We start from the raw sequence: 12,050 nt of genomic DNA, 5'->3' as shown, positions 1-12,050 counted from the left end.
GTGTTACCTCGTTCTGAAAGCTGACAGGATTGGCGTGCGCATGGCCGAAAGTGCCGGAAGTGCTCCGGAGGCGAGGCCAAGTAGGAAAATCAAGGCAAAGGCCCGGAGGGCTACATTTCTGTCCAGAACCAGCCCAAGCACGGGTGGCGCGGCAAGGCTGGCCAGTTTGGCGAGGCCAATGCCGATGGTGCCGCCGACCAGGAACACGAAGAGCGCTTCGGCAAGAACCATCATCATGATCTTCGATGACCGAAACCCCAGAACCTTCAAAACGCCGATTTCAAAGCGGTACTCGCGGAGCGCAAAAACCAACGTGTTTACGACAATCATCAAGAGCGTCACGAATGAGACGCTGACAACCAGCGTGACCACGCGCTTGACATCGGCGTATTGGCTGAGGAACGCGCTCAGAAACTGCTTTTCGGACAGCGTGCGCGTGGGGGCCGCCGAATTGGCAAAGAGCGCATCGATCCGCGGCGCCAGTTGCTGTGGGGAGACATCCGGTTCAGGGCGCAGCGCAAAGGTGGATACTGTATCCCTGTTTTTGGCCCTTGCATTGTTTATATAATCATACTGGGCGAGGATGAAGTAGGTGTCGGTGCTGGCGCTTTTACCGTCGAAGATACCCGCGATTTCGAAACGCCAGTCTCGGCTTCCATCCGCTTTTTTGGTGCGAAAGGCCGTCACGGTCAGCGTGTCGCCGATGCTCCAGCCCTGTGCTTGGGCCAGTGCGCGGCCAACAAGAACCTTGTCGCGCCCATCATCGAGCGCATCGACCATGGCGTTTGTCAGCCCGAGTTCTTTGCCGCTGACTGCAAGTAACTTGTCTGGGTTGCCCGCGCTGACTGCCACGACGTTGCGTGCGTCGCCCACACTGCCGCGGAGGCGCGTTATCGGGCTGACTGCGGCAACGCCCTTCAGTTCAGTGATCCGGGGTAAGTATGCCAGCGGCAAGGGTTGTGCCCGACCAGCCGCATTCATCACGCCAAGAAGATCATCGCTGGCGGCGGCAGTACCCTGTGATCCGGCAATGAAGCTGGCTGTCAGCCCGTAGATCAGGAAAGCCATGGCGACGGAAACGATCAGAAGATTGCCTCGCAGCGGTTTGCGCACCGCGCTTTTTCGGATGAGGCCAAGAAAAGTCATGCCGCCACCTGCTCGTTTTCGACAAAGACTCCTTTGTCCAGATGCAGTGTCCGATTGGCGGCGTTGGCCGCTTCGGGATCATGGGTCACCATGACAATGGTCTTGCCCAATTCGCGGTTCAGATACCCGAGCATGGCCAGAACGTCGTCGGCGGATTTGCGGTCGAGATCTCCGGTCGGTTCGTCACAGAGCAGCAGGCTTGGGTCGGCCACGATGGCGCGGGCGATGCTGACGCGCTGCTGTTGACCGCCCGACATCCGCGTGGGGTTCTGTTTGCCACGTCCGCCAAGACCAACCAGGTCGAGCACCTTGGCGACCCGCTCACGCCGCACGGATGCAGGGATTGGTTTGAGCAGCAGCGGCAGTTCGACATTCTCCGCCGCCGTGAGCATCGGCAACAGGTTGTAGAACTGGAACACGATCCCGAGGTGATGTGCCCGCCAGGCTGCGCGGGCCGTCTCGCCCATGTGGTCCAGTCTTTGGCCGGCGATTTGAATGTCGCCGGTGTCGGCGTGGTCGATGCCGGCAAGCAAATTGAGAAGTGTTGATTTGCCGGAGCCGGAAGGGCCCATCACGGCGACGAAATCGCCACCTTGGATGGTCATGTCGAGATTTGTGAAAATTGGTAAGCTCTCATTGCCGGTTCGGTAGCTTTTGCTGACGCCGCTGAGGGCAATGAACGGGCTTTCAGTTTTTAATGTCGTCATCAGTTTCTGACTCCGGTTTCTTGTGGGTCGTGCGAAGAGGAAGGGGGCAGCGGGATGCGGATGCGGGCGGCCATGCCGGGCCGGATGCCGGGCGGCGGTGCGATGGGTGCAAGTCGCAGCGCGACAGTACCTTTGGCTGCGTTCACGTGTGGTGCGACCCGGTGGAGTTCGAAGTTGAAGGTGTGATCTGGAAAGGCGTCCAGAACAGCCTCGCCAACGAGGTTCGCCTGAAGGTTTCCGATTGCCTTTTCGGCCACATCAGCATCGATCGCCAAGGTGTCGAGCCGGGCAATTGTCATCAGGCCGACCCCGTCGTGGATCGCATCCACCCGGTCGAGCACGGCGTCGCCGACATGCGCCGAGAGCTGGGTCACCGTGCCCGGGATCGGCGCGCGCACGGTCAGGTCGGCAACCCTGTCTTCGGCGATTTGTAGCGCCAGCTCCGCGTCGTCGAGCGTGGCCTTGGCCTGCTCGACAGAGTTGGCTGCGATGAGGAAGGCATGTTCTGCGTCTTCAAGTCGTTCGCTAGCGATCACCCCGCGTTGGCGCAACTCCGTCCGCCGGTTCAAAATGTTCTTGGCCTGCGCCTCGGATATGCGTGCGGCTGCGAGCGTCAGCTTTGCTGCGGTGTGCGCGAGCTGTGCCTCTTGGGCGGCGAAGCGCACACTCGACTCTTCGACCAGAAGCAGAGCTTGCCCTGCAACCACCTGATCTCCGGGTTTGACCAAGATGTCAGTGATTGTGCCACCGCGTTCGGCGTAGATGACGGCCATGTCCGGTGCGATGACGTAACCTGATCCGGTAATCTCCCGAACCATAGGTGCGGCTACCGAGGGCGAGGCCTCTGACAAAGGTGGAAGTTGATCTTTCGCTGCCGGCGCGCTTTGGAATGGCGTTTGGGTCCCTTCTGATCGTAGGCCGAAGGCGGCACCGGCCAACAGCAGTGCAGTACCGGCGAGGACGGCGGCCAATTTCAGAGGAAAGCGCCGGAGCGGTGTTGGCACCATGTCGGGTGATGGGACTGGAGACATTGAAAGCTCTCGCAATGTCTCTGCCATCTGGCGGTTGTGATCGGTGAATGTGTTCATGCCACCAGGATCGGCGGCGTGCTGTTTGTCCGCGACCTAGATCACGATCCGGGACGTTCAAAATCGCGATTTAGTCACTTCAGGTGGCTGTCAGGCTTCAAACTCTTGTTGCAATCCTTTGGCTTTGCGCCACTCCAAAGGGGTCATGCCGGTAACGCGACGGAACTCGCGGTTAAAGTTCGATTTGGTCTGAAACCCGGCGTCGAACATGATTTCTGTTACCGACTTGGTGCCAGATCGTAACTGTTCGCAGGCTTCGCTGATGCGGAAATCATTGACGTATTGCGAAACATTCTTTCCCGTCGTTCGATTGATGGCCCCGGAGATTTGCCGGGCTGGGGTGATCAGCCGTCGTGCGAGCCGATCAAGGTTCAGGTCAGCATCCCGATAAATACGGGTTTTTGTCATCAGCTCTTCGATCTTGTTCATGATCACCGGGTCATCCGGGGCCTCTGGTTCCGGCTGCATCCGAACCGGCGGGGGTGCGTGATCTTCCGGTGCTCGGCCTCTGCTGGCAACAGCACCGGCTATGGAGAGGAAAAGCAAGGTTGCGACATTCCCAACCGAAACCAGTTGCGGCAAGTGGCGTGCGTCCATGAAGGCAATATCGAAGGTGATCAGGGTGTCGATCGCTGCCGAGAACAGCAGGACGAGCGCTGCAAAGACCAGCGCGCGGTGAACGGTCCCAACGCCTTCAAGCGCAACCAATCTGAGCGAGTCTTCGCCCGACCGCAGAAGAAGCAGCAGCAGGACTGCGTAGGCAATGAACGTGCCGATGATGATGACATCAAGCGCAAGCGGCCAGGCTAGCATGGAGAGCGAGACGAGCAGCAGTGGAATACCATGAGACGCAACTGTCAGGGTCTTTTCATAAGGGCTTGGCTTGGCGAGATGCAAAGACCCAAAATACACCACTGGGGCCATCACGCTTGCAATGAGGGGCGAGAGAAACCGCAACCACTCAACCCCATAACCGAAGCGCAAGCCGATGAGAGCGGATTGCATTGCGGCCAAGGCGATGAGTGCAAGAAATGCGAAGTTTGTCGGATGTTCATTGTTCCGCTGCACCACACTGAGGAAGAGGAGCACCAGCAGAAGCGCAACGACAAAGGGCAGCGGGATAAATATCATGGGCTCATATCGACCTGATGGCTGTTACATCCTGCATCTGACCGAAAGATGCGCCACACACCGCCATTGGTCTAGGGGCGTGTCATCGTTTGCTTTCTGTCCCAACCGCCAAAGAGTTTTTGAGTTTCACCATGTCAGGGCGGCGGTTGGCAACTTCCAAATCCAAGCGGCGAGAAGGGCCCACGCAAAAAGGGGCATAGCAGCGAAGACCACAAACCGCTCCGTTCGCATTGCATTTGCGCTTTGCAGCGGGCGTAGAAGCCATGCTGCGGACCACACAAGGGTCCCCACGGCAGCCGCATAGAGGCAGGTTAGAGTCCAAAGACCGATACCCGCAAAGGCATGAGAAGAAAGGTCTCGACCATTCAGCAGTGGCACCAGGACAACCATGCAAATGCAGACGCCCACTATCCAGCCCACACCCAGCGAGAAAGTCATACCTGTCAGGCAGCTTTTTGAGCGCCACGTTATCACTGCGCCCACCAAACACAGCAGAGAACCGGCCAAAGCCGCCCACAGCGCTGAGTTTAGTGAGGCTGCGCTGTGCCAAAACCCTATGCGGTCGAATGTGTGCATACCGCCATTGAAGTAAGCGCCGACAATGCTGCCTGATGCATCGCGTCGAAACCCAAGACGAAAATCGCCTTCTGGCGTTTCGAATTGGTCCTCCGCTATTGCTTGAAACAGGCGGGAATGGCCAAGGCCGGACAAAAGAAGCATATCGTCGTCGGCGATTTGTATGTCCATGCGATGGGAATTGAGTGCATGCAGTCGATCCAGGCCAGTCGCGTTGCGCCGCGTGGGGATGTAATGACCAGTGAAATCGCGCAGGCAGGCGGTGTCGCAGTCGGAACGCGCCGCAACCGGACGTTCATGCGGTGCAATCACTTCTCTGAGCACACGGCGTGGCAACCCCGTGAGCGCACTGCCACTGGGACCATTTGCGGCGACAAAGAACGCCAGGTCCATGGACGGGACGAGCACCATATTGGTGTGGAACCCAAAATGGCTGCCGCCATGGTGGTAGACCGTGTGACCGGCCCAGCGTTCCGTCCAGTAGCCAAGCGTGCGCCCGGAAAACTCTGCAGCGTCCGGCCACGCGGGTTCGTACATCTTTTTAATGCTGGTTGAGGTCAGAGCAGGCGTTTCATCGCCGGTGCCTTTCGCCAGCAACAGTTGCATGATCCGGCCCATAGCTTCGGCCGTCAGCGCGAGACCGCCCGAGCTTAGATGTATCGCGTGAAAAGACGGTGGATCGATGGCGACATAGCGACCGGTATCCCAAACATGAAACGGGCTGGTCCCTCGAAGTTCGGATGGCTCATGCATGAAGCGGGCGTTGTCAATTCCCAAAGGGGACAGGATGGTATCGGTAATATATTCTTCGAACGGCTGGCCCGAGACTTGAGCAATGATTTCACCCAGCAAAACGTAGCTGGCATTCGAGTAGGATATGACATCTTCGGGTGGACGAATCTGCCGTGGCAGGATTTTCGAAATCTGTTCAATTGCCGGTGTGTTGCCCCGTTCACCATGCACCGCGAAGTATCCCGAGTAGCGCTCCTCCAGCCCCGCTGTGTGGCTGAGCAGATGAGCAACCGTGATATTGCCGAAACGCTGGTTCAGCTGCAGTCCGGGAAGGTGTCGGGTAATGCGGTCGTCCAAAGACAGCCGCCCGTCATCTGCCAATTGTAGGATCGCCAGGGCTGTAAAAACCTTGGTAACAGATGCCAGTGGAATGATGTCTGCTTCGGGGGTCATCGTGCGTCCGAACCTAACATCCGACAGCCTGTAGCCACGTGACAGGATTACGTTGTCGCCCGAAACAACAACCACGACAGCCCCGGCAACGGCATCCTGATCCAGACCGGTGGTTACCAACCCATCTACAAAGCCTTCCAGCGTTTCCTGCCACTGCTCGTTCGAGGTAGCGTTTCCGGCTGAGCTGGCGCAAACGAGTGCGATCAACAGAAGGCGCAGGACAGCAGACAGGACGTTCTGCCAGAGCTGGTGGATCATGTCACGGAGCCCATTTGTATTGGCGATTTGCGCCGACAGATTTGAACAATGTCGGCAGTCACCAATATCGGTGCTGTCTGCGTTTTTTGAAGCGGACCCAAGCGCAAAAAGCGATTTATGTTGAGGCAGCTCAAAGCATACGCGGTCTGCGTCAAAGCGGACGCGCTTACTTAGGCGTCTGCCGAGATTTCCTGTATCACTGAGAAGCCTTCGAACGTTGGTGCGCCCTCGTGCAGCTTGGCCGTGTTGCCTGCGTCCTTGTGCGCTGCACGGAAGGCGTCTGACCGGGTCCAGGCGCGAAATGTCTCTTCCGATGACCAGACCGTATGCGAGGCGTAGAGCCGTGTGCCGTCTTCGTTTTCGGGTCCTTTGAGCATGTGAAATTCGACAAAGCCATCCATAGTTTTCAGGTGGCTGTCGCGCCCGAGCCAGAGCGCTTCGAATGCCTCTGCTTTATGCTTGGTTACGGTGAAGCGGTTCATGGCGATAAACATGGGCGGCCCTTTCAGATGGCGGTCAGGTGGTTGTCGAAGGCGAGCGTGTGTGTCGTGCGGTGTGTGAGCGTGTCACGCTTCAATGTGTGGACCTGGCCGGTCCCGTCCGTCACAAGGCAGGTGTCGTCCGGGGCGGCACACAGCCCGCAGACGTCGTGCATCCGGTACGTGCCAACCTGCTGACCTGTTTGGTCGAATTGAAAAGCCAGACCGCCGCGGGGTGAGGACGCTGCGTAGTGCCCTGTTCCGAAGGCGCTAACGCTGCCGATATATCCGTCCAACTGGTGGAGCGTTGTTTCGTCCATATCCGTTGGCTTCAATGTGCCGTTGCCGGTGTAGAGCGCCACCAGAGGGGGTGTGTCGAACGGATCGCCCTGCCATTGGAAGCCACAGACGACAGTTCCGTCGGGAGCTGCCGCGATATGGCGGAGGGAGTTGTGGTGACGGGCCTCTGGCACTTCAGCGAAATCCGTCATCCGTCCGCTCGTGTCAAACAGCGCGAGGTTGGGTCGCATGGTATCGAGGTTGAGCTTGTCTCGTCCTGTTGCGGGATGGGTGCGGATGCCCCCGTTGGCGACGGCGAGCGTGCCGTTTGGCAGGCGTAGGATCTCGTGCGGTCCGATTCCGGCTGATGTGAAATCATCGAGCCGTCTGTAGCCTGCGCTGCAGTCCCAGACGCCGATGCGTCCCTGTCCCGTCGCGATGTCGTTTTCCGGGGTGAAGAGCAGGGTGCCATCGCCGGAGAAGGCGCCGTGCCCGTAGAAGTGCCGCCCTGTCGGTGCGCGCAGGGTTTGGGTGACGTCACCGGTGCTGCAGTCGATCACCTTGGCAAAGGTGCCGGGGCGGCGGGCGATAGCAACGGCTTCGGCTATGTGGGGATGGGCGGCAGCCGCATGGCCACGGGCGGGCAGGGGGATGCGAAAGGCGATGTCGCCAGCGGCCGTCAGCCCAATAAGCAGGTAGCGCCCCTCGCAATCCATCGCGGCGCTGAGTGCGATCGGGTTGCCCACATCTGCCCATCCGAGCGTGGGTGTGAGCGAGGCCGAGGTCAGCCCGGCAAGGAAGGCGCGACGCGAGGGCATCAGTCTCCGTCGAGCGCGTTGAACCCGGCAGTGATGCCGAGGGGTGTGCCGATCTCGTCAATCACGGCGACCTGTACGGCGCGCACGGCCTGTTGCAGCACCTCCACCTTGAAGCGTTGCTCGGCGTCGGCGACGCCTTGCAGAGCCGGGTCTTCCAGGGCGTCGGCCCGTGCCCGCGCTTCGGCAAAGGCAGCGCTTGTCGCGCCAAGATCGGCGTTGGTCATCGCTGCGGCGAGCCGTTCCAGGGCTGCAAGCTGTAATTCGATATGGCGGAGGGACCGTTCCGAGCGCCGCGCTTCGGCTCGGCTGGGCCGAGGGCGGTCGAACGTTCCAAGGGGGCGACCAAGGCGCTGATCATGCAGGAATTCAAGACCGGTGGACAGGGCCGTGTAGAGGGCGCGTTGCGCCTCCATATCGCTTTGAAAGCGGGCGTTACCGCCGGTGCCTGCGCTCAGCATCTGGTCGGCGAAGGCGGGCCAGGCAGCGTTTAGGCTGTCGGACTTCTGCGCCAGACCCGTAGCGATGGCCTGTGTCAGACGGCACGCGTAATCCGCATCGGGCTGCGGATCGTAGAGCATCCGTTCGAGGGCCGTGAAGCCCTGAGCCGCCGCAGAAACATCGCCAAACGCTTCTGGTTGATCGACGATGGGATCAGCAGCAGTGGTCAAACGTGCGAGCGCTTTGCCGGTGCTGTTCTTGGGGTCGGGCCAAAATGACATGGTGAGTGTAAGCGCCTGATCTTCCAACGGCCCGAAATGGATGTGGCTGATGCTGATCCACGCGCCATACGCGGCGTGAAACGCCGGTTGCAGCGCGTCGGGGGTGCAATCGGCCTGTGCCGCCTCGGCGAGTTTTGCCGTTTCGTCCGCAAGGCGCGTGTAGCCGGGCAGGATGTGATCATCCAATGCCGTCTGCATGTCGGCAAAAGCGGGTAGGGTGAGGAAGGGGAGGATCAGGGCAAAGCGCATGTCAGAGGCTTTCAAGGAAACGGATCAAGGCGTCGCGGTCGGGTGGTGGCATGTCGATGACCGTTTGTTTGTGTGGTTTGGCCTCGCCCCCGTGCCAGAGGACCGCTTCAAGCAGGTTACGGGCGCGTCCGTCGTGTAGGAACAACGTGTGGCCGGACACGGTTTCCGTCAAGCCGACACCCCAAAGCGGTGGTGTGCGCCATTCCTGGCCATTCGCGCGCGCCTCGGGCCGGTTGTCGGCCAGACCGGGGCCCATGTCGTGCAGGAGCAGATCGGTATAGGGCCAGATCAGCTGAAAGCTTTGTTCGGGCTGACCGTCGAGCCGGTGCGTGACGTGCTTGGGTGTGTGGCAGGAGATGCAGCCGGTTTCATAAAATACCTGCTTGCCCCGCAACACTTGCGGATCATCGATATCGCGGCGCGCGGGCACGCCAAGGTTCGAGGAATAGAACGACACCAGTTCAAGCCCCACATCGCCGATCTCGGCATCGTCGTGCGCCGCTGTATTGCCGTTGGGTGCCGTGCGGCATTTGGTCTGCGCTTCGGTACAGTCGCCGTAACCTGCGGGGTGCAATGTGGTTGAGATACCGATGTCACCGGAAAAAGCGCCTGCCGATTGTTCCCAGACAGAGGGCTTGCCCGCCTTGAGGCCGAACCGCCCCAACATCGGCACACTGTATGCGCTGGACATGACGATTTGGGCCTTGCCCGAGATGCCATCACCATCCGCATCATCGGGATCGGCCATTGCGAGGATATCCGCCGCGGGGATCGCGTCGAGCAGGCCCAGCCCGATCATTTGCGGCGCCACGCGCGGGCTCAGCATCACATCTGGGTGCAGCGGGCCGTAGCCGAGGTTGATCAGGTCATAGGCGGGGTGTCGGAGGGAGGCGGTTTCACCGCCCGAGAGCGCGATGACCTCTTCGGTATAGGTGATTTGCAGCTTTGCCTCGGCATCGACCCCTGCGACCGAGAAATCCTGAATCTGGCCGCCGTAGTTCGGGTCGGGCTGGGTGGCGATGTAGTCTGCAATGTCCTCGGGGGATGCGCCGCCGGGGATTGACACGCGCACGAGCATTGATGTTGCGTTGTCGTCTGGCCCCGCAGGTGGATGACCCCGCCCGTCTTTCAGGTGGCAGCGCTGGCACGACCGCGCGTTGAAGAGTGGCCCTAGCCCGTCGGATGCAAGTGTGGACGAGGGCGACGACACCCACAGCTTTTTGAACAGGCCGTTGCCGACTTTGAAATCCAGCTCTTTTTCAAAGCTGATATTGCCCGATGGCTGACTGAATGCGTTGCGTGTGTCGCTGACGCGGACAGTTGCGGCTCCGGCCGGATTGTTTTCGAATTGTTCGGCTTTTGTGAAATCGGTGGTGGGTTGCGTGACAGCCGAGATACGCTCGGCCTCGGCCGCTGTTCTTGGGATCACAGGCAGGTGTAAGTCTGTGAGTTCGGCCACTGCACCGGCAGGAAATGTCAAAATTCCGACAAGTATGGTCGGGAATATGCTTGTGATCTTACTCATAGCTTATAAATATACTCAGGAATTTGTATTGGCGAGGTGATCCCTGCTTCGCACCCATGGAGAGACCTGCGACATGGTGCCCTTGCGATTGGATATGGTGGCTGACCCGCGGCCCATTCGGCCAGTATCAGCCGAGGCGTTTGCCTTTATCAATCACTTGCGTTTCATGTCCATGTCATGCCGGTCCAAACCGCGCGCTGACTTGTTTGAAGCCTGCGCCTTGTTGCATGTGACCCGCACTGCCTCGCAAGAAGCCCATGCCGAGGCGTTGATGCGATGTTTGAGCCAAGCCCTTGGAAAACCCGCGCGATTGCATACGCCCGGCACGCTTGAGATGTCTTTTGATGAGACGTGGCTGATACAGCTCGGTCAGGCTGTGGTGCGGCGGGATGAGGCAAGCGTCGGCTTTCTACTGAGGTCGCGCGTGCTGCCGGAACACTGTCGTTTGGTCCGTTTTCTGGTGGGCCGTATTTCAGAGTATTTTTCTCTGAGTTAGAATTGTTCTAAAAACCACTTGCCTATCTGATCTGGGTGCCTAACTAATACTGGGCAAGCCAGCCAGCACCGTGCAAGCCAGCGTCAAAATAAAGAGGATTGTAGGGATGACCCAAACAGCTGTTGCGCTGTCTACTGATGCACGCGCTGCCATTGCCGAAGCGTTGAACCAGTCCGTCGCGGAAACCGCAGTGACGACGATGCTGGCGCAGAATTTCCACTGGAATGTAAAGGGCATGGCCTTTGGCCCGCTGCACGACCTGTTTCAGAAGATTTACGAAGATCACTTTGTTGCGCAAGACGATCTGGCCGAACGTATCCGCGCGATCGATGCGTTTGCCGAGGGTACGCTTGCGGGCATGTTGGCGCGGTCCAAGGTCAAAGAGCATGAGGGCCATGCGACCGACAAAGAGATGATCAAGATCATGCAAGAAGCGCAGGAGACCCTGGCTGCAACACTGGCGGGCTGTGGCGAGTTGGCAGCCGAGCATGGCGACACACTGACCGAAGACCTGTGCATTGCGCGTGGTCAGGAGCACGAAAAGTTCGCATGGTTTCTGCGGTCCCATCTGGCGTGATGTGAGCAAGCAGTAATTTTTGAAGCCGTTCCGCTGGGGCGGCTTTTTTCTTGTCACTCAAGGGGTGCGGCCGCCCCGAAGGGTGGGGTGAGTGCCATTTGGTCCACACACACGCTTTTGTCTTCGAATGACGGACCAAGGCGGCAGGCGCCGATGATCATGTCGTAACGCTCGACCTCGGCGCAAGGCGCGTTGGGCGTTTCGAACACCGCTGACACCGAAGTGCCGGGCGCGACATTAAAAAAGGAAGCGCCCTTGGACCGCCCCACTTGTTTGTCGCCGATATAGTTCAGAAAGAACGCGTTGATTTCAGTCAGATGCGCATCACTGTCATTGGTCAGGGCCACGGTGATCGTACAGTAATAGTCGCGTTTGCCGGTGTCCGTGATGGCCAGACTGTAGTCGGCAACGGCAGGGGTAGAGAGAAGGAGACAGGTGGCAGGAAGGCGGAGCATGGGGCGATCCTTGTGTCAGGATGTCAGGCCGCGTCGCGCACCGCCTGAACGGGTTTCGCTTTCTTCTTGAGGCATTTGCGCAGGTATTGCGGCACCCAGTGCTTGTACTGGCCGAGCATCTTTTGCTGGGTCACCACCATCTCGACAAAGGCTGCGCGGTGCTTGTCCTTCTTCAACTGCTTGAACATCGTTTTCTGCGTCTTGGTCATGGAACAGCCGATACAATGACCTTCGCGTTTGAACTTGCAGACGTCGATGCAGGGGCTTGGGGTCTTGGCCATTCGGAAACCTTGCTGTTGCTGAGCTGAGCTGGGTATTCAGGTCTGGATTTGCAACGCGCGCACCGGAAACGCGGAAACATC

Annotated in this window: 13 protein-coding genes; 2 read left to right on the top strand and 11 right to left on the bottom strand. The window is 59.2% G+C overall.

The annotated features are described in order from the left end of the window. Nucleotides 1–3: 3 nt before the first annotated feature. From ACZ1HN_RS00720 to ACZ1HN_RS00680, 9 genes are all read right to left on the bottom strand, one after another. Nucleotides 4–1,146, bottom strand: coding sequence for an ABC transporter permease (locus ACZ1HN_RS00720; protein ID WP_472726059.1), 1,143 nt, complete (start codon nucleotides 1,144–1,146; stop codon nucleotides 4–6). Further along, complete coding sequence (locus tag ACZ1HN_RS00715) at nucleotides 1,143–1,853, bottom strand: ABC transporter ATP-binding protein (protein ID WP_472726058.1); 711 nt, start codon at nucleotides 1,851–1,853, stop codon at nucleotides 1,143–1,145. Before ACZ1HN_RS00715 ends, ACZ1HN_RS00720 begins: the two co-directional genes overlap by 4 nt. After that, the gene (locus ACZ1HN_RS00710) at nucleotides 1,853–2,941 is read right to left on the bottom strand and encodes an efflux RND transporter periplasmic adaptor subunit (RefSeq protein ID WP_472726057.1); all 1,089 of its coding nucleotides are present in this window, start codon (nucleotides 2,939–2,941) and stop codon (nucleotides 1,853–1,855) included. The genes ACZ1HN_RS00715 and ACZ1HN_RS00710 overlap by 1 nt, the downstream gene beginning before the upstream one ends. A gap of 90 nt (nucleotides 2,942–3,031) precedes the next feature. Then, nucleotides 3,032–4,072, bottom strand: coding sequence for a helix-turn-helix domain-containing protein (locus tag ACZ1HN_RS00705; RefSeq protein WP_472726056.1), 1,041 nt, complete (start codon nucleotides 4,070–4,072; stop codon nucleotides 3,032–3,034). Between the two features lie 126 nt (nucleotides 4,073–4,198). Further along, complete coding sequence (locus ACZ1HN_RS00700; RefSeq protein WP_472726055.1) at nucleotides 4,199–6,091, bottom strand: serine hydrolase domain-containing protein; 1,893 nt, start codon at nucleotides 6,089–6,091, stop codon at nucleotides 4,199–4,201. A 170-nt stretch (nucleotides 6,092–6,261) separates the two neighbouring features. Next, the gene (gene hmuQ, locus ACZ1HN_RS00695; RefSeq protein WP_299605366.1) at nucleotides 6,262–6,585 is read right to left on the bottom strand and encodes a heme-degrading protein HmuQ; all 324 of its coding nucleotides are present in this window, start codon (nucleotides 6,583–6,585) and stop codon (nucleotides 6,262–6,264) included. An 11-nt stretch (nucleotides 6,586–6,596) separates the two neighbouring features. Beyond that, nucleotides 6,597–7,667, bottom strand: a complete 1,071-nt coding sequence (locus tag ACZ1HN_RS00690) for a DUF1513 domain-containing protein (RefSeq protein WP_472726054.1) — start codon at nucleotides 7,665–7,667, stop codon at nucleotides 6,597–6,599. Then, entirely contained in the window at nucleotides 7,667–8,650 is a 984-nt protein-coding gene (locus tag ACZ1HN_RS00685; RefSeq protein WP_472726053.1) for an imelysin family protein, read from the bottom strand. The genes ACZ1HN_RS00690 and ACZ1HN_RS00685 overlap by 1 nt, the downstream gene beginning before the upstream one ends. Next, nucleotides 8,637–10,160, bottom strand: a complete 1,524-nt coding sequence (locus ACZ1HN_RS00680) for a di-heme oxidoreductase family protein (protein WP_472726052.1) — start codon at nucleotides 10,158–10,160, stop codon at nucleotides 8,637–8,639. The genes ACZ1HN_RS00685 and ACZ1HN_RS00680 overlap by 14 nt, the downstream gene beginning before the upstream one ends. Before the next feature lie 73 nt (nucleotides 10,161–10,233). Between ACZ1HN_RS00680 and ACZ1HN_RS00675 the strand changes: the two genes are divergently transcribed. After that, on the top strand, nucleotides 10,234–10,656 hold the full coding sequence (locus ACZ1HN_RS00675; protein ID WP_472726051.1) for a hypothetical protein: 423 nt from the start codon (nucleotides 10,234–10,236) through the stop codon (nucleotides 10,654–10,656). Between the two features lie 106 nt (nucleotides 10,657–10,762). Then, nucleotides 10,763–11,233: a Dps family protein gene (locus ACZ1HN_RS00670; RefSeq protein WP_299706495.1), complete on the top strand. Its 471-nt coding sequence runs from the start codon at nucleotides 10,763–10,765 to the stop codon at nucleotides 11,231–11,233. Nucleotides 11,234–11,286: 53 nt separating this feature from the next. Here ACZ1HN_RS00670 and ACZ1HN_RS00665 read toward each other — a convergent pair whose 3' ends face one another. Further along, complete coding sequence (locus ACZ1HN_RS00665; protein ID WP_472726050.1) at nucleotides 11,287–11,688, bottom strand: hypothetical protein; 402 nt, start codon at nucleotides 11,686–11,688, stop codon at nucleotides 11,287–11,289. A 23-nt stretch (nucleotides 11,689–11,711) separates the two neighbouring features. Next, entirely contained in the window at nucleotides 11,712–11,969 is a 258-nt protein-coding gene (locus tag ACZ1HN_RS00660; RefSeq protein ID WP_472726049.1) for a DUF1289 domain-containing protein, read from the bottom strand. Between the last annotated feature and the right edge of the window lie 81 nt (nucleotides 11,970–12,050).

The sequence above is a fragment of the Tateyamaria sp. GN1-10 genome, assembly GCF_055693845.1.
Note: the sequence above shows the minus strand (reverse complement) of the source record. Positions and strands in the feature narration are given on the sequence as shown.

Excerpts from the sequence above, each read along its gene's own strand:
- ACZ1HN_RS00720 (WP_472726059.1), bottom strand. The coding sequence starts at position 1,146 with ATGACTTTTCTTGGCCTCATCCGAAAAAGCGCGGTGCGCAAACCGCTG.
- ACZ1HN_RS00715 (WP_472726058.1), bottom strand. The coding sequence starts at position 1,853 with ATGACGACATTAAAAACTGAAAGCCCGTTCATTGCCCTCAGCGGCGTC.
- ACZ1HN_RS00710 (WP_472726057.1), bottom strand. The coding sequence starts at position 2,941 with ATGAACACATTCACCGATCACAACCGCCAGATGGCAGAGACATTGCGA.
- ACZ1HN_RS00705 (WP_472726056.1), bottom strand. The coding sequence starts at position 4,072 with ATGATATTTATCCCGCTGCCCTTTGTCGTTGCGCTTCTGCTGGTGCTC.
- ACZ1HN_RS00700 (WP_472726055.1), bottom strand. The coding sequence starts at position 6,091 with ATGATCCACCAGCTCTGGCAGAACGTCCTGTCTGCTGTCCTGCGCCTT.
- hmuQ (WP_299605366.1), bottom strand. The coding sequence starts at position 6,585 with ATGTTTATCGCCATGAACCGCTTCACCGTAACCAAGCATAAAGCAGAG.
- ACZ1HN_RS00690 (WP_472726054.1), bottom strand. The coding sequence starts at position 7,667 with ATGCCCTCGCGTCGCGCCTTCCTTGCCGGGCTGACCTCGGCCTCGCTC.
- ACZ1HN_RS00680 (WP_472726052.1), bottom strand. The coding sequence starts at position 10,160 with ATGAGTAAGATCACAAGCATATTCCCGACCATACTTGTCGGAATTTTG.
- ACZ1HN_RS00675 (WP_472726051.1), top strand. The coding sequence starts at position 10,234 with ATGGTGCCCTTGCGATTGGATATGGTGGCTGACCCGCGGCCCATTCGG.
- ACZ1HN_RS00670 (WP_299706495.1), top strand. The coding sequence starts at position 10,763 with ATGACCCAAACAGCTGTTGCGCTGTCTACTGATGCACGCGCTGCCATT.
- ACZ1HN_RS00665 (WP_472726050.1), bottom strand. The coding sequence starts at position 11,688 with ATGCTCCGCCTTCCTGCCACCTGTCTCCTTCTCTCTACCCCTGCCGTT.
- ACZ1HN_RS00660 (WP_472726049.1), bottom strand. The coding sequence starts at position 11,969 with ATGGCCAAGACCCCAAGCCCCTGCATCGACGTCTGCAAGTTCAAACGC.